Source organism: Rhodospirillaceae bacterium (genome assembly GCA_040219235.1).
In the GTDB taxonomy this organism is placed as follows: Bacteria; Pseudomonadota; Alphaproteobacteria; order Rhodospirillales; family Rhodospirillaceae; genus WLXB01.
The window spans coordinates 141038-166391 of the sequence record JAVJSV010000012.1; the positions used below are offsets into that span (position 1 = coordinate 141038).

Here is a 25354-nt window from a genome sequence, read left to right on the forward strand (position 1 = left end):
TCCGGAAGCAATTAGGAGTTCTGTTATTGATTAGGGGCGCGCTGTTTCTCGATGTCTTCCGGGCTATATCCTTTCGATAGCCACAGACGGTTGTAGTCGTCTTCCGTGCCTCTAAAAATTTCATCTAAATAGCGGGGCGCGATACCAAAGCAGTCCAGGTCTTCACTGGTTGTGGTTTTGCAAAGCGTTGTTAGAAAGCCGCCGTTCTCTAATGCCCGCACGAGGCGTGCTACGATGGCTTGTTTATACCACCGCGCAGATTTTGGCCGGCAGAGATAGAGTTTTCTGTATCCCACCAAAATTGGAGTGAAGCGTTCTTTATAGCGCTCAAGGTAGCGCAACGCAGACCAGGTCACCTGAGGATATTCAGGCGCAAAAAAGTCATCAAGAACAACAATGCCATCGTCAGACAACGCCAAATGAGACAGCTCAAGATCGGCCTCAACGGCGGGGCCGGTGTGTTCGCCATCAATATGGATCCACCGTGCACTGCCACGGTCTAAATCTATGTCTGACAAGGCGAGTAAACTGGATCTTGCTTCAATCAAATTAACGGCCAAATTGACCGCGTTCTTGGTGTCCATCCCGGCTTTGTTTAGGGATTCCAGAATGTGATCCGTCTGAAGTTTTATATCGATCAACGCTAGCTTTTCACCGGCATCCGGGGCCAGAAAGGCCGCCAGAATGGCGGCAGATTTGCCCCTGAAAACCCCGATTTCCATAAGATGCCCGGGCACTTTAAAATCAATCTGGGTGCGCAGTAAGGTGGCCCAAATCCAGAAGGTTTCCATCGGGCACCACCCGGACAGAGCGGGGAACTGATCTGCGAGGTGTGCGATTCGGGCGTCCAGTTGGTTGGTCATAACTCTGTTTCCTGAGCCGGGGCTTATTCTGAGGGCAAAAGTTAACACGTTACAGAGTGAAAAATTATCATTCTGCATGTTGCGAGGTATTCCCGGACCCCCTATATACCCCTCGACCCTGGCGGGGAAAGCAGGTCTCCTGAATTAGATCAGCATATCCCCTCAGAATGACCTTTGGGGGATATCCCACGGCGCCGCATTTGGGCCGGGGATATCCGCCTCAATAAGAAGGAAGAAAATTATGGGTAAAGTTATTGGTATTGACCTCGGGACAACCAACTCCTGCGTCGCCGTTATGGACGGCTCTGACCCCCGGGTGATTGAAAACGCTGAGGGTGTGCGCACCACACCATCGATGGTCGCGTTCACGGAATCAGGAGAGCGCCTTGTTGGGCAGCCGGCCAAGCGCCAGGCTGTTACCAACCCTGAGAATACCCTTTTTGCTATTAAGCGACTGATCGGTCGTCGTTTTGATGATCCCACCGTTAAAAAAGACCAGGCCCTGGTCCCTTATTCCATTATCAAGGGTGAAAACGGCGATGCCTGGGTTTCCGCTGGAAAAGAGAAGTATGCGCCTTCTCAGGTTTCAGCCTTTATTTTGCAAAAAATGAAAGAAACCGCTGAGAGCTATCTTGGCGAATCTGTAACTGAAGCCGTGATTACGGTCCCAGCCTATTTTAATGATAGCCAACGTCAGGCCACTAAAGATGCGGGTAAAATTGCTGGCCTAGATGTTCTACGCATTATCAACGAGCCGACTGCCGCTGCCTTAGCCTATGGAATGGACAAGGAAGCTTCGGGCATCATCGCGGTTTATGACCTTGGTGGCGGTACGTTTGACGTATCTGTTTTGGAAATCGGCGATGGCGTCTTTGAAGTTAAATCAACCAACGGCGATACATTCCTCGGTGGTGAAGACTTTGATGCCCGGATCATTGAGTACCTTGCAGAAGAGTTCAAAAAAGAAAACGGTATAGATCTCCGCAAGGACAAATTGGCGCTGCAACGTCTTAAAGAAGGCGCTGAAAAGGCTAAAATCGAACTCTCCAGTTCGGGTCAAACAGAAGTCAACCTGCCGTTCATCACTGCAGATGCCTCTGGACCTCAGCACTTAAATATCAAGCTCACCCGGGCGAAGTACGAAGCCCTGGTTGATGACCTGGTTCAGCGGACCATTGAGCCCTGTAAGAAAGCTCTTAAAGATGCTGGCCTTAAGCCAAACGAGATCAATGAGGTGATCCTGGTCGGTGGTATGACCCGCATGCCCAAGGTTCAGGCCGCAGTGAAAGAGTTCTTTGGTCGCGAACCCCATAAGGGTGTTAACCCCGACGAAGTTGTTGCTCTTGGCGCCGCCATTCAAGCGGGTGTTCTTAAGGGTGACGTTAAAGACGTCCTACTGCTTGATGTGACGCCGTTGTCGCTCGGCATCGAAACGCTTGGTGGTGTGTTCACGCGTTTGATCGATCGCAACACCACGGTGCCAACACGAAAGAGCCAGACATTCTCGACGGCAGAAGACAATCAGCAGGCTGTGACCATTCGCGTGTTCCAAGGGGAGCGCGAGATGGCGTCAGACAACAAACTACTGGGTCAGTTTGATCTTATGGGAATTCCGCCGTCACCGCGCGGTGTACCTCAGATTGAGGTCACATTCGATATTGATGCCAACGGCTTGGTCAACGTCTCAGCTAAAGATAAAGCCACGGGCAAAGAGCAGCAGATTCGCATTCAAGCCTCAGGTGGCTTGTCAGACAGCGATATTGATCAGATGGTCAAAGATGCTGAAATGCACGCGGATGAAGATAAAAAGAAACGCGAGTCTGTTGATGCTCGCAACCAAGCAGATGGTCTGATTCACTCAACAGAAAAGACTCTGAAAGAACACGGAGACAAAGTTGACGCGTCTGACAAGGGTGAAATTGAAACAGCCCTCCAAGCCTTGAAAGACTCGCTCGACTCAGACGATGTGGAAGACATCAAAGCCAAAACAGAAGCCTTGATGCAGGCATCTATGAAACTTGGTCAGGCCATGTATGAAAGTGAACAAGCCGCAGCCGGCGAAGACGGTGGCGATGGCGGCGATGCTTCACCGGACGATGCGGAAATTGTCGATGCAGACTTTGAAGAAGTCGACGACAAAGACAAAAGCTGACGCACCGTTTGTCTAAACATTCTCTTGGGATGTCCCCATGATGGTCCCACCTTCAAACCACCTTACCGGTCCAGCTGGAAATCAGCTGGGCCGGTAAACTTCCCAAGTGGCGGAGGCCTTAATGGCAAAACGCGACTATTATGATGTGCTTGGCGCGAGTAAGACCGCGTCCGGCGATGAGCTTAAAAAAACGTACCGCAAGCTCGCTATGAAATATCACCCGGACCGTAATCCGGGAGACAAAGAAGCTGAGCAAAAATTTAAAGACCTCAATGAAGCTTACGAAGTCCTAAAGGACGAGCAAAAACGCGCCGCCTACGACCAGTATGGTCATGCTGCTTTTGAGCATGGCGGTGGTCCCGGTGCGGGCCGCGGCGGGTTCAGCGGTGGTTTTGGCGGTGGGTTCTCTGACATTTTCGACGAAATGTTTGGCGATATGATGGGTGGCCGCCGTGGCCGGGGTCAAACCCAGTCCAGGGGCCAAGATCTTCGCTACAACATGGAAGTCAGCCTGGAAGATGCATACCAGGGTAAAAAGGCGACCATTACCGTTCCGTCTTCTACAACCTGTGCGTCATGTGATGGCAGCGGCGGCAAGGATGGTGCAAAACCAGACACCTGCTCATCGTGTGGCGGTGCAGGTAAAGTAAGAAGTCAGCAAGGCTTCTTTACGGTTGAGCGCTCCTGTCCCACTTGCGGCGGTGCGGGGCGCGTGATCAAAAATCCATGCGGAAGCTGCCGCGGCACTGGCCGAACGCGCAAAGACAAAACACTCGAGGTGACTATTCCACCGGGTGTTGAAGATGGCACCCGCATCCGCCTCGCCGGAGAAGGAGAAGCCGGACTAAACGGAGCCCCAGCCGGAGATCTGTATATTTTTCTTGGCCTCAAGCCACACCGTTTGTTCCAGCGTGATGGCGCAAATCTTTATATGCGCGTGCCAATCTCAATGACGATTGCGGCCTTAGGCGGGGAAGTTGAAGTTCCGACCATTGAAGGCAGCAAGGTTCGGGTTTCAATTCCCCAAGGATGCCAAAACGGGCACCAGTTCCGTTTGCGTGGCAAGGGCATGAATGTGCTGCGGTCGACGGCCCGAGGAGACATGTTCCTCGAAGCAGCGGTTGAAGTTCCCGTCAATCTGACAAAGAAACAAAAAGAACTTCTACGTGAGTTTGAAAAAGACAGCGACCAGAAAACCTATAGTCCTGAGGCTCAAGGCTTTTTTGATAAGATCAAAGACTTTTTTGAAGACCTGACTGAGAAGTAAGGGCGTTACAGTTTACCGCGCAGTCTTTGCGACCACGTTAATTTCTGTGGCGCCGCTTCTTTGCCGTCCAGGTAGCTCCAAAAAAATGACATGGTATATTTTACGTCTCGTGAGGGACTCACGCCCCGATGCAAGTGTGTCCAATAAGGCGGAAACACAACAACCTTGCCTGCTTCCGGTTGAATTTTGTGGCCCTGATGCAAAAACTCAGTTGCGCCCTCTATTTTTACATCAGACAAATACAGCAAACACGCAAGCACCCGCTCAGCAGTGTCCATACCTGCATTGTCTGCATGCCAGGCAAACCCCTGTCCCGGATCAACCCGTTCAATGCGGGGGTAGCGGCACCCGACGCGTCCCGATGAAAGATGTTCAGAAAGCGCTGGAAAGGCGGTTGCATACTTGGCAACGGCCTTCGCGACGGCCGCGTGGGTCTGAACAACCACATCTTTCCATTCGTCCATCGTGTCATTGAGAAACAGAATTGTACCGGTGCGTCCCGGGTCTTCTCGTCTCTCTGATTTACCAACTGTCGAAGGATGCTTGCGAGGATCCGCCTCAAAGCGGTCAATCAGCATCTGGCAATACTCTGGCCCAAGCATGTTAGGATATTCTTGGATAAAAGAGGGATGAGCGTGTGACACGTAGGATTACCATTGTGAAAGACCGTGAAACGAATTCACACCCTATCTTTTTATAGCGTAGTGTTGAAGCATGATTGGTTTCTTCTCCCGGCTTTTCAGTTCTAAATCTGTCGCTTCACGTGACCTCACGGATGAGACCGAGGCAGCGTTAAACACAACACTTACAAGGCTCTCGTCACTGGTGCCATCTGCTGCCGCTGAAGGACCGGCGGCGCAAGCAGCACTGGCAGACGCTTTGTATGATGCGGGCGCAACAGCCCTTGAGGTTGGATACCCGGGGCTGGCCGCCACTGCTCTTTCACAGGCGCAAAACCTTGGGTGTGGTGAGCGCTATCTTGATTACAACTTGGCGCTTGCTTACAGCCGGAGTGGTCAAGCCAAGCAGGCCCACGAAAGTTTTAAAACAGCTTTTTTTGGTTCTTTAAACGATGAAAAAGGCGACGGCTACTACCTTAGAAACCTTCACGCCGTTGAAGGCGTAACGCTCAAGCAACTCTATGAAGACGCCGGTATTTGGGCGCAACGGTATGCAACAGGGCTCATACCGTACCGCCATGAAAAACGTCCTCCCCCTGGCCGTGCCAAGCTGCGGGCCAAGATGCGGGCCAAGCTGAGGGTGGGGCTCTTGTCCGGGCGCTTCTGCCGCCATGCCGTTGGTTTTCTGACCCTGGCCGGTCTTGAAAAAGTTGATCCCTCTAAACTCGAATTTTTTCTCTACGCCAATGGGTCCCCAGAAGACGACTACACACAGCGTTTCAAAACAATTGCCGCGCAATGGCATGACATCACTGAATTAGACGATGCCGCAGCGGCCAAACTTATTCACGATCATAAATTGGATATTCTGATTGATATGGCCGGACATTCCGGTGGCTCCCGCATGGGGGTTGTCATGCGCAAGCCAGCGCCTGTTCAAGCGAAATGGGCAGGTGGTCAACATGGCACCACGGGCGTTTCCGCGCTGGATTATTTTATAACCGATGAAATTGAAACTCCAACGCATCATGATCCGTATTTTCATGAAACGCCGGTACGTCTGCCCAATGCCTATGCCTGTTATACGCCACCGCCTGATGCGCCGGATGTCGCGTCTTTACCGACCCTAAAAAATGGTCACCTGACGTTCGGCTGCTTCAACAATATCGCCAAACTGAGCGATGCAACCATTGCCACATGGGTAGAAATTTTAAATCAGGTTCCGGCCAGCCGTTTAATTCTTAAACATTCTGCATTGTCGGAACAAATTACGAGAGACCGCATCGCGGCGCAATTTTCCTCTTATGGCCTGTCGCCTTTGCGGCTTGATTTGAGAACGCCCACAGATCAACAGGCCCATTTGGCGGCCTATGCGGATGTCGATATTGCGCTTGATCCGTTTCCCTGGAGCGGTTGCGTCACCACCTGCGAAAGCCTGTGGATGGGGGTGCCAGTGCTAACACTCCTAGGAGATGCGTTTTGCCACCGTCATTCCGCGAGCTTCCTCACAGCGGTGGGTTTGGAAGACTGGGTCGCTAAAGATAAAAAGGAGTACATTGAAAAAGCTATTAGTTTTGCAGCAGATAAACAGTTGTTGCTCGGTCTTAGATCATGCCTAAGGCAAAGCATTAATCTATCTCCACTATGTTGTTCGGGTAGATTTGCTATCAACTTAACTCAAGTTTTGTATCAGATAGCCGATGGAGAGCTTTGACGTGATATGTAATTTGAAATGAATATCATTACAAAAATGTGGCGTCGTCTAATTAGGCCAAGAATCATAAGCCAAAACGGAGTCATATTAGATGTTAGCTCTCGTAATATATCGCCTGAACTTAGACAGATCATATACATGGGCGGATATGAGAGACAGGAAATAGATATTCTTTCTAAAACGCTAAGTCCTAATGATCGACTTCTTGATATTGGCGCAGGTATTGGCCTCACTGCAGTATGGGCTGCTATGCATTTAGCACGGCCAGGTAGCGTAACAGTCGTTGAAGCATCTCCGATGTTAATAGAACTCATAGATAAAAATGCCAGGTTAAACAATGTTGGACTGGTCATAAATTGGTTTGCCGTAACTTCTAATATCGGAGAGGTTGAGTTCAATATTACGCCTCATTTTTGGTCGTCTTCGACCCTGCCACGTCATAATGCTACTTCAATTGTGGTTCCATCGACAAAAATAGAAAATTTGATCGAGGAGTGTCAGCCATCATACTTGATGATTGATATAGAGGGCGGGGAATATGAGGCAATTATCGACAGCACCCTGGATGGTGTCGATAAGATTTGTATAGAAATCCATCCACATTATATTGGAGAAGAAAAATCTATCGAGTTGATAACGCATATTCTTGATATAGGGTTTACAGCGAATAAGGCTCTTTGTGCAAATAACGTTTATTTTTTTTCCAGATGATCATCATTGTTCCTTGGGTCTATTGAAAAAGAGATCTCCAGCTCTTTCTACCCAATCTAAATACAAATCTGGGTGAACGGTCGAAAGCAGATCAAGATTTTCTGTAATCGCATTTTTTACGCTGGGCCATCGCGATATTTTTTCTTCCTTTAAATAGACAATGACGTTTTGTTTTAACCACCAAAGTATCTGCGTATCGCCCCAGAACATCGGCCTAATAAGGTCCAAAGCTACGAAGTGCTTTTGGGAGAACTTGTGAGCCCAATAAGATTGCCATTGTTCATTCACATGTCCGTTGCCCCCCTGAAAGGGAATGGCCGCTGAAAACAAAATAATATTTCCATGCCGGACTAAACTGTCGACAAATACGTCGGCGACTGCTTTGGGTAGATGCTCAGCAACTTCCAGGCTGATCACCAGGTCAAATTGTTGGCCGAGGTCCAGAGGGCTTTCCAAGGACTGAGAAAGGAAGCAGGATTGTGGAATCAGCAATTCACTTGGGTTTATCCACGGCCCATCTACGCCCAGGATGGTATCGGCCCCCAACTCCTTGGCGGCCTGCAGCCATGCCCCGTGCCCGCACCCGATATCAAGCACGGAGGATGGTGAAAAGGTTTGGAATACGGAGGACAGAATTTTCCGCGCCGATGCCAGCCTGGCATTGGCGTTGGCGTCTAGCATCGCATTATAGCCGCTCGGGTCACTGGGCGTTGAGTCTAGGTTTTGAGTCATGTCTTTAGTATAGAGACACAGTCGCCCAAGAAAAGCTCGGAGACCTGTGCTACCTTATCAGCACGATCCTAGCGTTTAACCGGAGAGTTTTCATTATGACTGTCGCCATAGGTGTTGTGGGCTGCGCCGGTCGTATGGGGCGTGCTGTACTCCAAGAAATCCTGGCCACGGATGGGTGTGCGGTTTCAGGCGGCACAGAAACGCAAAGCGATTACATCGGCAAAGATATCGGAGACTTAATTGGTGCCGGGGCAACAGGCGCTTATATCACGGATGATGCCCATGCGCTTTTCTCAATCTCGGATGTGGTGATAGATTTTACCGTTCCGGCGGCAACCCGCGGGCATGCCCAAGCCGCCCTGGAAACAGGAACGGGCCTTGTGGTTGGAACCACGGGTCTGAGTGAGGGGGATCAAAAGACAATTCAGTCTGCGTCACAAAAAGCTCCCGTGGTTCAGGCGTCCAATTTTTCTGTCGGGGTGAATCTGCTTTTTGCTTTAACCAAGCGCGTCGCGGCAACGCTGGGTCCGGACTACGACATAGAGATTGTCGAAATGCATCATCGCCATAAAGTTGATGCTCCATCTGGGACCGCTCTCAGTTTAGGCGAGGCGGCTGCGGCAGGCCGGGACGTGGTATTGTCAGATGTCGCCCGTTACGCGCGCGAGGGTCAGACGGGTGCGCGCCCTGTGGGAGAAATCGGATTTGCGACCTTACGCGGCGGTGGCGTGGTCGGCGATCACACGGCGATTTTTGCCAATGAGGTCGAGCGCCTTGAACTCACCCATAAAGCTGGTTCACGCGGTATTTTTGCCGGTGGAGCGGTAAGGGCAGCGCTCTGGCTGCAAGGCCGCGCGTCAGGGCTGTATTCCATGTCCGACGTGCTAGATCTGAACTGAAACCAGGACATGCGCGTTAAAGACATCCCAGAATTTTACGCGCGCCTAAGGGCGTTGGACCCTGAACCCAAAGGCGAACTCAACTACGTCAATCCTTATACTTTACTGGTTGCTGTTGTCATGTCTGCTCAGGCGACAGATGTGGGGGTCAATAAGGCAACGGGCCCCTTGTTTAAGGTGGCAGATACGCCGGAAAAAATGGTTCAGCTCGGAGAAGCCAAGCTTAAGGACTATATAAAAACCATTGGTCTTTATAACGCAAAAGCGAAGAACGTTATCGCACTGTCTCAAATCCTTATCGATCAATACGACAGCACCGTTCCTGAAGATCGTGAAACGCTGGAAACGCTTCCTGGTGTTGGCCGCAAAACCGCTAATGTTGTGCTCAACATTGCATTTGGGCATCCAACCATCGCAGTCGACACACATCTTTTTCGCATCGGTAACCGCACCGGCATTGCACCGGGTAAAACACCGTTAGAGGTCGAGCTCAAACTGGAAAAGCGAACGCCGCCAGAATTTATGCAACACGCACATCACTGGCTGATCCTGCATGGACGTTATTTGTGTAAGGCCAGAAAACCAGATTGTTGGCGCTGTCCTGTGGAAGACTTGTGTAAGTTCAAACCGAAAACACCTGCCCCGGATGAGTCCACAAAAAAGACATCCAAGACAAAGCGGGTCAAACCCTGAACATCAGAGTTTGCTCGCAGATTATCTTTTGTCGGCATCTATCACATCAATGGTGCCTTGCACCCGACCACCAGAGGCAATGGAAATGTTATTGTAGTTAATGCTGCCTTTAACATGTCCGGATTCAGCGACTTCCAAAGTCAGGCGCGCGCGCAATGTGCCATCGAAGGTGCCAGCAATATAGGCGTGATCGACTTCAGCTTCGCCTTTAAATAATCCGCCTTCTGAGACTTCCAATGTCACTGCATCAGACATGTTGGCTTCTACAGTGCCTTGAACAACAAGAGTTTCACAGGCTGAAATGTCACCGCTGACAGAGATGGACTTCCCAACCACAAGGCGTTTTCCATCCTCATCTCCAGAAGAGTCTGATCTCTCAGACGGCAAGCGAGAGGGGTTTGGGATGTCGACAACCTTTCTCGGAATTTCCGGGCGGTAAGAGGAACTAGGAGGGTTCGACATAGGCGAGTCCTTCTTAAAGGGTTTCAAAGGTGGTGAAATACTTTTGGTATTGTCACCAAGAGGCAAAGAGCCAACTTCAGCCGAAGTTTCTAAGCTATCATCAGCCTCAACGTTGTTTGTTGAATCACCTTTGTTGCCATTGTTTTGTATAAATTTTTTATCAGATTCCGTCTTTGAGTCTGGCACGGTTTTATCTGAAGCATCCGACTTTTTTTTGCCGAACATGAATCCCAACCCCATTTATCATTAACTGTCTTGTTTTTCATTACGATCACCGATATCGCACGGTGTGCTATCAAAATGTCATTACGTTACTTTAAATTTATAAAACATATGTACCATGGCCGAAGCCCCGATCACAGGCGCGATGATGTTGACCACGGGTATTGTAAACAGGAAAGCGGTCGTTGCTCCAGTGAGCCATATAGTAGTTTTATGTTTTTTATAGAGAGTTGTTGCGCTCTCTTGGTCCAGCTGTCGCAGCGCAACAATCTCAAAAAACTCACGCCCAAGTAGGTAGCCGTTGACCCCGTAGTAGGCGACCAAATTGACTCCTGGGATAAGATAAAAGGGAAGAGCCAGGAGATTTAAAACGACAGTTAACAGGATGAGCCGTAATGAAGTCTTTGCGATTTGAGGCCAAGATAATGAGCGTGGGGGGCCAGCATTGGGGTAATGACGCTGTTCTACAGCGTCTGCCACATCTTCTAGCAGCACAGAAATAAGAGCGCTCACAATCCCAGGGAAGAGAATCAGCGCGAGCACAAATGCAGCCAACCCGCCCAGAACGTCGACAGTTGTTTCAACCCATCCAATCTCAAAAACCGCCGTATTTGCTATGGTCCAGCCGATGCCAATGAACAAAAGGCCAAAAATCAGGATGGTGCTAAGCACGCTCTTCCCTATCACCGAGCGAATACGGGGATCCGATAACTGTCCAATTGCCCTGGAAAAGGCGCGAATCATAAAAAAGTCCTTTGCGCTTGGTTGCTTGTGTCCATAAAACTCGCCGCTATACTGCGCCGCAATCCAGCAGGTTAGCTAATTTAAGGCACGGAGTCCCAATGTCAGAAGCTCGTTTTGACGTGGTCGGTATCGGCAGTGCAATCGTCGATATTCTCGCCCACACAGAAGATTCGTTTTTATCCAACCATGACGCCACGAAAGGCACCATGCTATGGGTCGAGGAAGATCAATCTGACGCTTTATACAATGATATCGGCCCGGCTATTGAGGCGTCTGGCGGTTCAGCGGCGAACACGATGGCCGGAATTGCCTCTTTTGGCGGAAAACCGGCGTTTATCGGAAAAACCAAGCAAGATCAGCTGGGGGCTATTTTTGCCCATGATATTCGTGCGGTTGGGGTTCATTATGAAACTGAACCCTTAAAAGATGGGCTTGCTTCGGCACGTTGCATCATTTTGGTGACTCCAGACGCACAGCGCACAATGTTTACTTATTTGGGCGCCAGCGGGTCACTTTCTGCTTCTGATATGGACTCAGACCTTATTGCCGCCTCGAAAGTGCTGTACATTGAAGGGTATCAATGGGATTTGCCTGAGACAAAGAAGGCGATCATTGAAGCCTGTAAGGTTGTTGGCCGGGCCGGCGGCAAGGTTGCGCTTACGCTCTCTGATCCCTTTGTAGTTGAGCGTCATCGCAATGATCTCTTCGATCTCGTGAACGAACACGTCGATATCCTGTTTGCAAATGAACAGGAAATCACGACGCTGTTTCGCTCCAACAGTTTTGATGAGGCGGTGGAGGCTATAGATGGTCGTGTTGAAATTGCGGCGTTAACACGCGGTGAAGACGGCGCTGTTACGGTCACAAAGGATAAGCTTATTCAAACACCCGCGGCTCCTGTAAAAAAGGTCGTCGACACTACGGGAGCCGGTGACTTATACGCTGCCGGTTTCTTGTTTGGCTATACCCGTGGTGATGATTTGAAAACGTGTGCCAGTCTTGGTGCCCTGGCTGCCGGAGAAGTGATCTCCCATATGGGTGCCCGGCCTGAAATGTCTCTTAAAGACCTTGCTGCTAAGAACGGTTTCTAATCATCTCTTTTATTCATCTCTTTTAACTCCTGGATTTATTTTATGTCGCTTCGCAACATTGCGATTATCGCGCACGTCGACCACGGCAAAACAACTCTCGTGGATGCTCTCTTTCGCCAGTCCGGCATGGTTCGCGAGAATCAACGCGTCGAAGAACGCGCCATGGATTCCGGTGAGCTTGAAAAAGAACGCGGCATTACCATTCTTGCTAAATGCACCTCTGTTACGTGGCGCAATACCAAAATCAATATTGTTGATACGCCAGGCCATGCCGACTTTGGTGGCGAAGTGGAGCGTATTCTGTCTATGGTTGACGGCACTGTATTGCTGGTGGATGCGGCAGAGGGCCCCTTGCCGCAAACCAAGTTCGTGGTTTCAAAAGCGCTTGAACTCGGCATGCGCCCTATTGTTGTAATTAACAAAGTCGATCGGGGAGATGCCCGCCCGCAAGAAGTACTCAACGAAGTGTTCGATATGTTTGACGCGTTAGGCGCAGATGAACACCAGCTTGATTTTCCGGTTCTCTATGCGGTGGGCCGTGATGGCTGGGCCGTTGAAGACCTTGAAAAAGACACGGGCGTTAATCTTACACCTCTGTTCGATCTCATTGTTTCGCATGTGCCCTCGCCCAAGCATGATACGGAAGCCCCGTTCACCATGTTGGCGACAACGCTCGAAGCTGACCCCTACCTGGGACGTATTCTAACAGGCCGCATTGCGACGGGCCGTGCCAAAGTCAATATGCCGATCAAAGTGTTAGATCGGGATGGCACGAAATTAGAGGATGGCCGCGCGACCAAGCTTCTCGCGTTCCGTGGCCTGGAGCGTATTCCCGTCGAGAGTGCTGATGCCGGTGACATTGTGGCCATTGCCGGTCTCAGCATCGCAACTGTTGCCCACACCTTATGTGCTCCAGAGGTAAAGGTGCCGTTAGACTCACGGCCGGTTGATCCACCGACTTTGGCCATGACGTTTTCCGTCAACGACTCTCCCTTGGCCGGGCGGGAAGGTAAGAAAGTAACCAGTCGTCAGATTGGTGAGCGTCTGTTCAGCGAAGCCGAGGGGAATGTAGCGATCAAGGTGACGGAAGCGGCGAGTCGTGATGCTTTCGAAGTTGCCGGTCGTGGCGAACTGCAACTCGGCGTGCTGATCGAAATTATGCGGCGTGAAGGGTTCGAGCTTTCTGTCTCGCGGCCACGTGTGTTGTTCAAAACGTCCGAAGACGGCAAAAAAGAAGAACCCATTGAAGAAGTCGTCATTGATGTTGATGAAGAGTTCTCGGGCGCTGTGGTTGAAGCCATGTCAGAGCGCAAAGCTGAAATGACGGCCATGAAGCCGTCTGGCGTGGGCAAAGTACGCATTACGTTCTTAGCGCCGTCCCGCGGGTTAATTGGTTATCATGGACAATTCCTGACTGACACGCGCGGCACCGGCATTATGAACCGTCTCTATCATGCTTACGCGCCGTACAAGGGCCCAATCGCAACCCGTCGTGAAGGGGTTTTGATCTCTAATTCTGACGGTGAATCAGTGGCCTATGCGCTGTTTAATCTTTTGGATCGTGGCCCTCAGTTCATTCCGCCAGGCGTGAAGGTCTATCGCGGGATGATTATCGGTGAACATAATCGCGACAATGACTTGGAAATTAATCCGCTCAAAGCCAAGCAGCTCACCAACATTCGGGCAGCTGGTAAAGATGATGCCATCAAGCTTCCACCACCGCGTCAGATGTCGCTGGAACAAGCGCTTGCTTATATCCAAGACGATGAGCTGGTCGAAGTCACTCCAGAGAGCATTCGGTTGCGCAAGCAGTATCTGGATCCGAATGACCGTAAGAAGATGGCCAGCAAGGCGAACGCAGCGTAACGTTAGCGCATGGGTTTACCCGCACTCAATGATTGGATTACGGCTAGCCGCGTCTATCTTCAGCGACGGGTAATCGTTATTTTTCTGATGGGTTTTTCAGCGGGGCTGCCCTTTGCTCTGATGTTTAGCACACTCACGGCCTGGTTATCTGATGCTGGCATCGATAAGACGTCCATCGGATTGTTTGTTCTCACCGGGGCGGCGTTTACGCTCAAATTTCTGTGGGCGCCTCTGGTGGACCGCCTCCCGTTGCCGATTGTAACTCGTATCTTTGGACAACGTCGAAGCTGGCTCTTTCTGGCGCAGTTTGTGTGTGTTGTCAGTTTAATTGGTATCGCGATTTCAGACCCGGCCACGCGTTTAGTGATTACAGTGCTCTGGACCGTGGTTCTTGCTTTTGCATCGGCGACCCAAGATATCGTTATTGATGCTTATCGCATCGAGACCCTCCGCGAAGATGAACAAGGGGCTGGGGCCGCTGCGTATCAAGTTGGCTATCGTTTTGCTATGATCTGTTCAGGGGCTGGTGCGCTCCTACTGGCGGATATCGTAAGCTGGTCGGTAAGTTATTTTGTTATGGCGGTTCTCATGAGTGTTGGGCTTTTCACCACACTCCTTAGTCCTGAGCCCAGCCGTCCAACCTCTCCGGATATATCTCACCTTAACCGCATGGACCGCTATGCTGTGTGGTTTAGAGAGTCTGTGATCTCTCCATTTCTGGACTTTCTCACGCGACCTGCCTGGCTGCCCATTCTTCTGTTTATTGTGTTTTACAAATATGCCGATGGTATTTGGGCCGCGATGGCCAATCCATTTTACTTAGAGCTTGGATTTACCAAAACTCAGATTGCTTTGGTCTCTAAGACCTATGGTGTCGCGATGACGATTATAGGTGTCATTCTTGGCGGCGTCATGGTTGTCCGCTTTGGTATTCTTCGTTCTGTGTTATTTGGTGCAGTAACGATGGCGTTGACCAACTTACTCTATGCTGGGTTGGCCCTTGCGGGCCCCTCTGTGCCTGTCTTGATGGCTGTGATTTCTGTTGAGAACCTGACCAATGGTATTGGTGGAACCGTGTTCATCGCGTATCTCTCTAGCCTTTGCAATTTGGCTTACACGGCAACGCAGTACGCACTGCTAAGTTCGTTTATGAATGTCGCGCGTACATTTCTAGCGTCCGGAGGCGGGTGGTTGGCAGATCAGGTCGACTGGTTCACATTCTTCATTCTTACAACGGCAGCTGGTATACCTGGCGTTGTCTTGCTTCTGTATCTCATGAAGCGATTTCCTAATCATACGGAAACCGCGCGTCAAACACACCCGCAGTAGTCAACTAAGCAGCGGTCGCCGAAGAGTGCTTACGACTCAACGGCAAATCAGCGGGTTTTGCAATTGGCAGATAAACTGAAAATGTAGATCCGTCACCTACTTTACTGTCGATAACCAGGTGTCCACGATGGCGTTTTGTAATGTGTTTCACAATCGCAAGTCCAAGCCCTGTGCCGCCAAGCTCCCGTGATCGGGCGGTATCAATTCTATAAAATCGTTCTGTAAGACGCGGTATATGTTCTCGTGAAATTCCTGGTCCGAAGTCACGTACGGCTACCACAACCCATGGCCCGCCACTTGACCCAAGCGGGGCTTTCGTCTGTTCTGTAACCGTCACGTTTATATAGTCCGCATCGCCGCCGTACTTGATGGCGTTTAATATAAGATTCTGAAATATCTGTGTCAGTTCGTCAGCATCAGCAATGACGTCTCGCACGGGCGCTTCTGTGTCAATCTGAAGCGCAACACCGCGTTCTTTGGCCTGGCCACTCAACAGCTCGCAGGTTGTGTGGACAATCTCGATCACATCAACGGAGTCCGTCGGTCGGGTGTGTTCCTTCAACTCAATACGTGACAAAGACAGCAGGTCTTCGATTAACCGGGCCATTAACGTTGCTTGTTTGAGCATAATATCGAGAAAGCGTTGCCGGGCCTCTGGATCGTCTTTGGCGGGGCCGCGCAAAGTTTCTATAAAACCCAATACGCTGGCCAAGGGTGTGCGAAGTTCATGACTGGCATTCGCGACAAAGTCTGCGCGCATGCGATCCATTTTCACGCGCTCGGTCATATCGTGCAGCTGAACAATTGCTGCTGAACCATCGGAGGGCGCCTCTGGCAGTGCGCTAATGACGCAGCCGAAGCTGCGTTCAACCGGGGCTGGCAGGGTAAACTGTGCTTGCCCAGAGGCACCGGTTCTTAAAGATCTGTCTGTCGCGTCAAGAATACGCGGATCACGAATAACTGTTGCGAGATCGCCCCCGGCAATTGCCCGGCCAAACAAATCTTCGGCCGCCATATTGGCACCAATAACCTGCCGCTCTGCGTCAATGATCAGAAGCGGGTCAGGGAAACTATCCAGAATGGCTTTGCGTGAATGCGCGAGTGACTCCGCTGCATCTCGCCGATCTTCCCAAGACTTTTGTAAAGAGGCCAGGGCTGTCGCTAGTCGGCGCGCCGCTTCCGATCGCATAAACCTTGGTGGTTGGGCGGTTGGGTCTTCTATCAGGCGCTCGGCGTGACGGATCAGTTTTTCGAAATCGCTCAGAAGCGTGAAGCAAAGAGAAACGGTTAGGCCGAAGACGACGGCTCCGGCCAGAAAAGCTTCCCATGCTGGAAGGCGGTCGATGGTCGTGAGCAAGCCCAAGACAAACCAGCCGGGCAAACTGATGATAACGGTCCAGCCTAAAACGCGTCTCACAGGCGCGAGAGGAAGGTTATTCATATTAGGGTTTCTGTCTTAGCCGCATTATGAGCCCCCATTAGAGCCATTTGTACTATATCTGAAACGGTCGCATTCATTGACACGATTTGAGCCGGTTTTTCTAATCCCATTAAAATAGGGCCAACCTTCGTTCCCAATCCGTAAAAGCCGATGAGCTGTGTTGAAATATTTGCCGCGTGAAGGCCCGGCATTAATAGAATGTTGGCCGGTCCAGAAAGGCGGCAAAACGGATAAAGCTGATCTCGGTGAGGATTAAGAGCCGTATCAACACCCATTTCACCGTCAAATTCAAAGTCGGCTTTTTCTTGTTCTAACAGCGTAACAGCTTCTCGAAGTCTTTCTGCGATGCCGCCCGGAGGGCTGCCAAAGTTCGAATAAGATAGGAAGGCGACACGTGGTTCGTGCCCCATAGATCGCGCAAAGGCTGCTGTTTGAAGGGCCATTTGTGCCAGATCTTCTGGTTCAGGCCGCTCGTTGACTGCCGTATCGGCAATAAACAAAGTCCGGCCTTTGCCAATGAGCAAGGTTAGTGCAAACACCAGCTCCCCGGCGCGCGAGGGGATAACACGTCGCACTTCGTCTAAAGCTGTGTGATAGGGACGGGTTAATCCGGTCACCATGGCATCCGCATGTCCGGCGTTGACCATGCAGGCGGCAAAAACATTTCGATCCTGATTGACCATTCTCTGACAATCCCTGAGCAAAGATCCTTTTCGCTGTAGCCGCGCGTACAAGCTTTGCAAATAGGTTTCGTTGTGTTCAGATTCCTTTGCGTTGGTAATCATGATGCCGTCCAGGTCATCTGATTTGATGCCCATTTCAACCATGGCCGCTTCAACTTTCCGGCGACGGGCAACAAGTATCGCTTCGCCATATCCGCTGTTTCTGTAAGTTATCGCGGCACGAATTGCACGTTCATCTTCGCCTTCGGCAAATACCATACGTTTTTGCTTCCGCGTGACTTCTGCGGCAATGACTTGGAGACTTGTTACTGTTGGATCCAACCGCGCGGATAACTCAGTCTTGTAGGTCTCCAAATCATCTATTTGACGACGGGCCACGCCGGACTGCATTGCTGCGTGGGCAACTGCGGGCGGCACAGCTGCGATAAGACGAGGGTCAAATGGAACGGGTATAATGTAGTCGCGGCCATATTTGAGTTTCCGGCCAGAATAGGCTGCTGCAACCTCATCAGGGACATCTTCTCGGGCCAAATCTGCTAGGGCTCGCGCCGCAGCAATTTTCATTTCATCATTGATCGTGGTGGCGCGAACGTCCAACGCTCCTCTGAATATAAAAGGAAAGCCAAGAACATTATTAATCTGGTTTGGATAGTCTGAGCGGCCAGTTGCCATGATTACATCATCACGCACCTGGGCTACGTCCTCCGGCGTTATCTCCGGGTCGGGGTTCGCCATTGCAAAAATGATCGGATTTGGGGCCATGGATTTTACCATCTCTGGCGTTACGGCCCCTTTAACCGATAATCCAAAGAAGGCATCAGCACCCTCCATGGCGTCAGCTAGATTGCGTTTATCAGTCTCAACGGCATGGGCTGATTTCCACTGGTTCATGCCCTCTTGACGGCCTTTGTAGATTACGCCTTTTGAATCGCACATGATGACATTGTTGCTGGCAACGCCCATCGCTTTAACCAGTTCAATACAAGCCGTCGCAGCCGCGCCGGCCCCGTTAACCACGATTTTTATGTCTTCGAGGTTTCTGCCGGTTAGGTCGCAGGCATTAAAAAGTCCGGCTGCCGCAATAATAGAAGTGCCGTGTTGGTCGTCGTGGAAAACGGGAATATCCATCAACTCACGCAAGCGCTGCTCAATAATGAAGCACTCAGGTGCTTTAATATCCTCAAGATTGATCCCACCAAAGGATGGCCCCAGGAACCGCACACTGTTGATAAATTCATCGACATCACGTGTGTCGATTTCCAGATCAATGCCATCGACGTCGGCAAAGCGCTTAAACAGCACAGCCTTGCCTTCCATGACGGGCTTCGAGGCCAGGGCCCCCAAATCCCCTAGGCCCAGCACAGCAGTGCCGTTAGAGATCACGGCAACCAAATTACCTTTTGCTGTATAATCGTAGGCTTTAGACGGATCAGCGGCAATTTCCCGGCATGGCGCGGCAACGCCAGGTGAGTAAGCCAAAGCCAAATCTCGTTGAGTGGTCAACGGTTTGGTTGCCTGAATTTCAATTTTCCCCGGTCGTCCAGAGGCATGCATTTGCAAAGAATCAAGATCTAAGCTGCGTGTTGCGGAATCACTCATAAAATAACTATCCAGTATTTGAGGGTCTAATTACCCGCCACCTTAATAAAGCCCATGGATATAGACATGTGCAAGGGAACAAGCTGAGGTTCATGCAGGTGTCATGACGTAATGGAGAACGTTTTCTGTCTCGTTCGACTGAGGTAGTGTGCTTATGCTGTACCCAATGACACTCATCCAAAGCTGAATCGGTCAAACTTATGTCTTCTTCTCCGCTTAAATCTAAGGCGGCGACACCTATGATGACGCAATATCTTTCAATTAAGAAAGACTACCCAGAGGCGCTGCTGTTTTACCGCATGGGTGACTTCTACGAATTATTTTTTGAAGATGCCAAAGAAGCGGCCTCCGCGCTTGATATTGCGCTGACAAAACGTGGTCAGCACGCTGGAGAGGATATCCCAATGTGTGGCGTGCCTGTGCATTCACATGAAGGATATCTCTCTAAACTTATTCGCAAAGGGTTCAAGGTTGCCGTATGCGAGCAGATGGAAGCTCCTGAAGAGGCCAAGAAGCGCGGGGCAAAATCTGTCGTTAAGCGAGACGTGGTCAGGCTTATAACGCCCGGGACAATCACTGAAGATTCCTTGCTCGATGCCCGCGAGCATAATGCGCTTGCGGCGATTGCCCGCGCCGGTGGTGAAATCGGCCTGGCCTGGGTGGATGTTTCTACGGGTGATCTGGAGCTGCAGCCACTTGATTTGGAACGAATTTCGGCTGCGTTGGCCCGGATTGGTCCAGGTGAAATTCTGATTTCAGATCAACTGAGAGATGACGCTGATCTTTTCGCAGTTATCGAAGATTGGTCAGATGTTCTGACCGTTTTACCAACCGTTCGGTTTAACTCAGACAATGCGCGTCGCCGTTTAGAAAATCTCTACGCGGTGAATAGTTTAGACTCCTTCGGAGCTTTTGGTCGCGCTGAGGTGGCCGCTGCCGGATCCTTGGCAGATTACATCGACTTAACGCAAAAGGGCAAAGTGCCTCGTCTTAAAACGCCGCGTCAGTTTCTTGCGGGACATGCCATGGAAATAGACGCTGCAACCCGGCGCAACCTAGAGCTTACCCGCACGTTGACCGGTGAGCGCAATGGCAGCTTACTCTCGGTCATTGATGCGACACGCACAGGTCCAGGGGCTCGCCTGCTCGCCTCTCGTCTTGCCGCACCATCAACAGACCCTGATGTTGTTGCGTTGCGACTTGATCAAGTTGAGTTGTCGATCAATGCGCCGGCTCAGCGTTTAATGATCCGTGACAGGCTTAAGGCGACGCCGGATATGGAACGCGCCTTAACGCGTCTCACGCTTGATCGTGGTAGCCCGCGTGACTTGGCGGCCATTCGAGATGCATTAGCCAGCATTCCAGACCTTAAAGAAGCGCTCACCAAAGCCGCAGAAAATGTCGATGGTATTTCGCCAAATTCTTTTGCCTCAGTGGTTGAGAAACTTGGACATCATGACGTTTTGGTAGACCGCCTGTCTCGGGCGCTGGCTGATGACCTGCCTTTGCTTGCCCGTGATGGTGGGTTTATCCGTTCCGGATATGAGAGCGCCCTTGATGAATTGAAAGAGCTCCGCGACAACAGCCGCAAAAGTGTTGCAGGTTTACAGACGCGTTATGTTGAGGAAACCAATATCCAAACACTTAAAGTGCGGCACAACAATGTGCTGGGATATTATGTGGAAGTCCCAGCGCGTCATGGTGATGCTTTGCTGGCGGCAACCAAAACAGAAGCCAGCGCGGACTCAACGGTAGGCCGCACAGCTTTCATCCATCGCCAAACCATGGCCAACGCCATGCGCTTTTCAACACTGGAACTTGGAGACCTGGAAGACCGTATTCGCTCTGCGGCAGATAAAGCTTTGGCGCTTGAACTTGAGTTGTTCAAAACGCTCGTTGTCGAAGTGTTAAGCCGGAGCAATGAGGTTGCTTTAGCGGCTGAAGCTTTAGCTGAAATTGATGTTTCAACGGGCTTGGCGCAGGTTGCTGTTGAGCGGCGATATTCCCGGCCGCGTGTCGAAACCGGGACAACATTTAAAATTGAGGACGGGCGTCACCCGGTGGTTGAGGCGGCACTGTCACAGTCCTCTGAGGCCGGGTTTGTCGCAAATGGCTGCGACCTCGGCGGTGCGGCTCATAACGGACCAGGCCGGGTATGGCTTATCACCGGACCGAACATGGCCGGGAAATCGACGTTCTTGCGGCAAAACGCCCTTATCGCAATTCTCGCTCAAATGGGATCTTACGTTCCTGCGGGATCTGCCCGTATTGGCATTGTTGACCGGTTATTCTCACGGGTTGGCGCTGCCGATGATTTGGCCCGCGGACGATCAACATTTATGGTTGAGATGGTTGAAACAGCCGCCATTTTGAATCAGGCAACCGAGAGATCGTTGGTTATTCTGGATGAAATTGGTCGTGGCACATCAACGTTTGACGGCTTGTCTATCGCGTGGTCGACGTTGGAATACTTGCACGAAGCCAATGCCTGCCGTGCGTTGTTTGCCACGCACTATCATGAGTTAAACGCGCTGACGTCCAAGCTGACCGACTTAGCCCCTTATCACATGACGGTTAGAGACTGGCAGGGCGACATCGTGTTTCTGCACGAAGTTGCACCGGGTTCGGCAGACCGGTCCTATGGTATTCATGTTGCGAAGCTCGCCGGATTGCCGCCGTCTGTTATTTCCCGCGCGCAAGATGTTCTTAAGCAGCTTGAAAGTGGAGAGTCTGCAGGTAAGGCTGGACGGTTGGCCGAAGACTTGCCTCTCTTTGCCCTAAACCGGGACGAGAGAAAAGAACACCAATCTCCTCGAGGCCCCTCAGCCGTTGAGAAGGCTTTATCAGATGTGACGCCAGATGATCTTTCGCCACGAGATGCGCTAGAGACTCTCTACAACTTGCAATCTCTGCTGGGGGGAAGCGACTCTTAACCCAGAATCGGTGATATACTAGATGCTGTCTAATTGTCGACCCACGCCCCAAAATAGGAGGCTCGTATGGCTTTTAACTTTAATGACGATAAACCAACCTCACCCGCTATCGCCCGTATTCTGAATTTCATGGGCTGGACCAGCATTGTTGGCTGCGCCTGCGGCGTGATGTTGGCGTTTTCTGGATATTCCTGGGTCAATGATATGTATGCCATGGCGGGTTCCGGCGCGGCAATCATTTTAGGAATACTGTTTATCGGCCAAGCAAAAACGTTAGAGGCTTTAACCATACTGAATGCGCGCATGAAATCGCGCTTTGCGTTAGAGGGGCTTACCGGGTCTGCGGCATTAGGTGAGTCAATCAGTAAACCGGTAATCATTCCGCAGAAAAAAGAGCGCGTGGTTAAAATATCTGCTGATGATGCCCGCCGGTCTGGCGTGACGCCGAGATAAGCCAAGCGTTTCAGATGACCTTGAGGCAATTTTAAAGTGACCGCCATTCGTTCGCCGCGTGACCTTATTCACCGCCGTGCTTTGCAGGGCCGTTTATTAGAACGCGTCTCTAAAGACACGCCTGACTCTGAGGTGCGCCCGATTTTGATGGAGGAACTAAAATCAGCTTTAGAGGCTGGTCGTTCTGAGATCCGTCGTCGATTAGAGCATGGCGACAGCACGGGTTCAGATACCGTCGCGGAGCTGTCTTACCTGACCGATCAAATTCTCCGTATTCTTTATGATTTTGCGACGTCCCGTGTTTTTAAACGTGGCGTGCCAACCACAGGTGAGAAGCTCAGCTTGCTCGCTGTTGGCGGATATGGCCGGGGAGAACTCGCTCCAGGGTCTGATCTCGATTTGCTTTTTCTCCTTCCCTACAAGAAGACACCGTTTACCGAAAATCTTGTCGAATACATGCTCTATGTTCTGTGGGATTTGGGCTTCAAAGTGGGGCACGCTGTTAGGACCGTGGCAGAAAACATCAAGCAAGCCATCTCTGATATGACCATCCGAACAGCACTTTTGGAAGCTAGGTGGATATGGGGGGATCAGGCGCTTGCCAATGAGTTGAAAGAGAAATTCCAGTCAGATGTGGTGGATGGAACCAGCATGGCCTTTATTGAGGCGAAGTTGGCTGAGCGGGATCAACGCCATGAACGCCTGGGCGATAGTCGCTACTTGCTTGAGCCAAATATAAAAGAAGACAAGGGTGGCCTACGTGATCTGCATACTTTGTATTGGATTGCGCGTTATCTGTACGGGGCTGCTAGCATTCAAGATTTGGTTGATCGCGAACTGATTCATGAGGATGCTGCAGCTAGATTTTATAAGGCCTATGACTTTTTATGGACTGTTCGGTGTCATATTCATTACCTGACAGGCCGGGCAGATAACAGATTGACGTTTGATTTGCAGCCGCAGTTGGCAGAGCGCATGGGATACACCGACCATGCTGGCGGATCATCTGTTGAGCGCTTCATGAAGCATTACTTTCTAATCGCCAAAGATGTCGGCGATCTAACCCGTATTTTCGCCGCCGTGCTTGAAGAAAAAGAACGGCGTAAACCAATGTTCCAACTTCCGGCGGCCCTGCGGCGTAAAACGCTGGAAGGCTTTGTGGTCGAAAGCGGCAGAATTACGGTTGAGGAGGAGGATGCCTTTGCCAAAGACCCCGTTAAACTTATCCGCATCTTTCACGTCGCACAGGAGCACGGTTTAGATCTTCATCCCCGTGCCCTGGAACTCATCACACGCAATCTTCATTTGGTCTCAGATCTTCGGGAAGACCCGGAAGCAAATAAACTGTTTGTCGAGATTATGACGTTTAAGCGTGGGCCTGAAGCCATGTTGCGTTTGCTCAATGAAGCGGGCGTTTTTGGCCGCTTTGTTCCAGATTTTGGCCGTGTTGTCGCGCAGATGCAGTTCGATATGTATCATGTGTACACCACCGATGAGCATACGATCCGCGCGATCGGAATTCTCAGCCGTATTGAAAACAAAAAACTCATTGATGAGCTTCCTGTTGCCAGTGAAGTCATTGGAAAAATTCAGTCTCGTCGTGCTCTTTATGTCGCCGTTTTACTTCATGATATCGCCAAAGGCCGAGGCGGAGACCACTCAGAGCTGGGCGCAGAAATTGCACTGACTCTTTGTCCGCGGTTTGGCTTAACCGATGAAGAGACTGAAACAGTTAGTTGGCTGACACGGTATCATCTGTTGTTGAGTAACACAGCCTTTAAGCGTGATCTTGATGACCCAAAAACAATTATAGACTTCTGTCGTGTCGTCCAATCTCCAGAGCGGCTCAAGCTGCTGTTGGTTTTAACGTGCGCAGACATTAGAGCGGTCGGCCCAAAAGTCTGGAATGAATGGAAAGCGACGCTACTGCGCGATCTTTACGGTCGTGCGGATGAACGCATGTCTGACGGGCATTCTACAGCAACGTTAGATTTTCGTGTGAGTGCAGCGCGAGACGCCCTGTCTGAGCGCTTATCAGACTGGTCGGCCTCAGATCGAGAAGCTTTTGTGACCTCAGGCTTACCGTCCTACTGGGTCAGTTATGATACGGATACGCATGAACGCCACGCGCGCTTTATTCGTGGCGCTGAACTCGGCGGTCAAAAAATTGCAGTTTCTTTTACCCTCGATCGGTCCCGTGGTGTTTCTGAAATGTTGATTTATACACCTGACCACCCGGGCTTATTTTCGAAAATTGCGGGTGCTTTATCACTCTCTAATGTTTCGATTGTAGATGCAAAAATTCTTACCCTGTCCAATGGCATGGCATTAGATACGTTCACGGTGCAAGATTTTAACCGCACAGCTATCACCTCTGAGACGAAAATCAATCGCATAAAATCGCGGGTGGTTGCCGCCTTGGAAGGCCGTTTGCGCTTGGACAAAGAATTACAAAAGGCGACTGACGGGTTATCAAATCGAATAAAGGCCTTAGAGGCCCCCCCCCGAGTGATCATAGATAATACGGCGTCAAAGCTCTTCAGTGTTATCGAAATTAACGGTCATGACCGGCAGGGTCTTCTGTTCGATATCACAAAAGCGATTTCAGAATTGGCCCTTCAAATTGGCTCAGCCCACATCTCAACCTATGGCGAGCGGGTCGTTGATGTGTTTTACGTTAAAGATATCTTTGGCATGAAAGTTGAGAACGAGAGTAAAATTCGACAAATCCGAGATGTTTTGGGACAGGCCATTGGTGTTCCGGAAGAATTCTCAGTCAAACGCCCGACTTTATCCCAACCACAGACGGAAGCGGCGGAGTAACGTTCTGTCGGACTAGGGCTATATTTCTGCCATATCTCCGCCGTCTCTATGCCAATC

Annotated in this window: 19 protein-coding genes; 12 read left to right on the plus strand and 7 right to left on the minus strand. The window is 50.7% G+C overall.

Translation table 11 applies throughout. The annotated features are described in order from the left end of the window. Nucleotides 1–23: 23 nt before the first annotated feature. Nucleotides 24–863 carry a class I SAM-dependent methyltransferase gene (locus RIC29_10920; GenBank protein ID MEQ8735427.1) on the minus strand — a complete coding sequence of 280 codons (840 nt, stop codon included), beginning with the start codon at nucleotides 861–863 and terminating at the stop codon, nucleotides 24–26. A gap of 211 nt (nucleotides 864–1074) precedes the next feature. Between RIC29_10920 and dnaK the strand changes: the two genes are divergently transcribed. After that, a complete protein-coding gene (gene dnaK, locus RIC29_10925) occupies nucleotides 1075–3015 on the plus strand; it encodes a molecular chaperone DnaK (protein ID MEQ8735428.1) in 1941 nt (646 codons plus the stop codon). Nucleotides 3016–3136: 121 nt separating this feature from the next. Further along, nucleotides 3137–4282 (plus strand): molecular chaperone DnaJ, encoded by a 1146-nt coding sequence (dnaJ, locus tag RIC29_10930; GenBank protein ID MEQ8735429.1) that lies wholly within the window; start codon nucleotides 3137–3139, stop codon nucleotides 4280–4282. A 5-nt stretch (nucleotides 4283–4287) separates the two neighbouring features. On the opposite strand, the gene RIC29_10935 is transcribed toward dnaJ, so the two are convergent. After that, nucleotides 4288–4926, minus strand: a complete 639-nt coding sequence (locus tag RIC29_10935; protein MEQ8735430.1) for a 2OG-Fe(II) oxygenase — start codon at nucleotides 4924–4926, stop codon at nucleotides 4288–4290. Nucleotides 4927–4996: 70 nt separating this feature from the next. Here RIC29_10935 and RIC29_10940 point away from each other — a divergent pair, with 70 nt between their 5' ends. Next, a complete protein-coding gene (locus RIC29_10940) occupies nucleotides 4997–6616 on the plus strand; it encodes a hypothetical protein (protein ID MEQ8735431.1) in 1620 nt (539 codons plus the stop codon). Between the two features lie 138 nt (nucleotides 6617–6754). Beyond that, nucleotides 6755–7327 carry an FkbM family methyltransferase gene (locus tag RIC29_10945; GenBank protein ID MEQ8735432.1) on the plus strand — a complete coding sequence of 191 codons (573 nt, stop codon included), beginning with the start codon at nucleotides 6755–6757 and terminating at the stop codon, nucleotides 7325–7327. A gap of 3 nt (nucleotides 7328–7330) precedes the next feature. On the opposite strand, the gene RIC29_10950 is transcribed toward RIC29_10945, so the two are convergent. Then, nucleotides 7331–8008, minus strand: coding sequence for a methyltransferase domain-containing protein (locus tag RIC29_10950; protein ID MEQ8735433.1), 678 nt, complete (start codon nucleotides 8006–8008; stop codon nucleotides 7331–7333). 146 nt (nucleotides 8009–8154) lie between these two features. Between RIC29_10950 and dapB the strand changes: the two genes are divergently transcribed. Together dapB and nth are read left to right on the plus strand one after the other, a co-directional pair. Next, a complete protein-coding gene (gene dapB, locus RIC29_10955; protein ID MEQ8735434.1) occupies nucleotides 8155–8958 on the plus strand; it encodes a 4-hydroxy-tetrahydrodipicolinate reductase in 804 nt (267 codons plus the stop codon). A gap of 9 nt (nucleotides 8959–8967) precedes the next feature. Next, entirely contained in the window at nucleotides 8968–9651 is a 684-nt protein-coding gene (gene nth, locus RIC29_10960; GenBank protein ID MEQ8735435.1) for an endonuclease III, read from the plus strand. 21 nt (nucleotides 9652–9672) lie between these two features. Here the strand turns inward: nth and RIC29_10965 are convergent, their stop codons facing one another. After that, entirely contained in the window at nucleotides 9673–10338 is a 666-nt protein-coding gene (locus tag RIC29_10965) for a polymer-forming cytoskeletal protein (protein MEQ8735436.1), read from the minus strand. A gap of 81 nt (nucleotides 10339–10419) precedes the next feature. Next, nucleotides 10420–11079, minus strand: a complete 660-nt coding sequence (locus RIC29_10970) for an EI24 domain-containing protein (protein MEQ8735437.1) — start codon at nucleotides 11077–11079, stop codon at nucleotides 10420–10422. Between the two features lie 98 nt (nucleotides 11080–11177). Here RIC29_10970 and RIC29_10975 point away from each other — a divergent pair, with 98 nt between their 5' ends. Genes RIC29_10975 through RIC29_10985 form a run of 3 tightly spaced genes read left to right on the plus strand, consistent with a single transcriptional unit; the run spans nucleotide 11178 to nucleotide 15365 of the window. Further along, a complete protein-coding gene (locus RIC29_10975; GenBank protein MEQ8735438.1) occupies nucleotides 11178–12170 on the plus strand; it encodes an adenosine kinase in 993 nt (330 codons plus the stop codon). Nucleotides 12171–12212: 42 nt separating this feature from the next. Beyond that, nucleotides 12213–14036, plus strand: coding sequence for a translational GTPase TypA (gene typA, locus RIC29_10980; protein ID MEQ8735439.1), 1824 nt, complete (start codon nucleotides 12213–12215; stop codon nucleotides 14034–14036). Nucleotides 14037–14045: 9 nt separating this feature from the next. Then, nucleotides 14046–15365: an AmpG family muropeptide MFS transporter gene (locus tag RIC29_10985; protein MEQ8735440.1), complete on the plus strand. Its 1320-nt coding sequence runs from the start codon at nucleotides 14046–14048 to the stop codon at nucleotides 15363–15365. Between the two features lie 4 nt (nucleotides 15366–15369). On the opposite strand, the gene RIC29_10990 is transcribed toward RIC29_10985, so the two are convergent. Then, on the minus strand, nucleotides 15370–16806 hold the full coding sequence (locus RIC29_10990) for an ATP-binding protein (protein MEQ8735441.1): 1437 nt from the start codon (nucleotides 16804–16806) through the stop codon (nucleotides 15370–15372). After that, entirely contained in the window at nucleotides 16803–19088 is a 2286-nt protein-coding gene (locus RIC29_10995) for an NADP-dependent malic enzyme (protein MEQ8735442.1), read from the minus strand. Before RIC29_10995 ends, RIC29_10990 begins: the two co-directional genes overlap by 4 nt. A gap of 239 nt (nucleotides 19089–19327) precedes the next feature. Between RIC29_10995 and mutS the strand changes: the two genes are divergently transcribed. From mutS to RIC29_11010, 3 genes are all read left to right on the plus strand, one after another. Next, nucleotides 19328–22021, plus strand: a complete 2694-nt coding sequence (gene mutS, locus RIC29_11000) for a DNA mismatch repair protein MutS (GenBank protein ID MEQ8735443.1) — start codon at nucleotides 19328–19330, stop codon at nucleotides 22019–22021. Nucleotides 22022–22087: 66 nt separating this feature from the next. Beyond that, nucleotides 22088–22474, plus strand: a complete 387-nt coding sequence (locus RIC29_11005) for a hypothetical protein (GenBank protein ID MEQ8735444.1) — start codon at nucleotides 22088–22090, stop codon at nucleotides 22472–22474. A 36-nt stretch (nucleotides 22475–22510) separates the two neighbouring features. Beyond that, on the plus strand, nucleotides 22511–25297 hold the full coding sequence (locus RIC29_11010) for a [protein-PII] uridylyltransferase (protein MEQ8735445.1): 2787 nt from the start codon (nucleotides 22511–22513) through the stop codon (nucleotides 25295–25297). Nucleotides 25298–25354 lie beyond the last annotated feature (57 nt).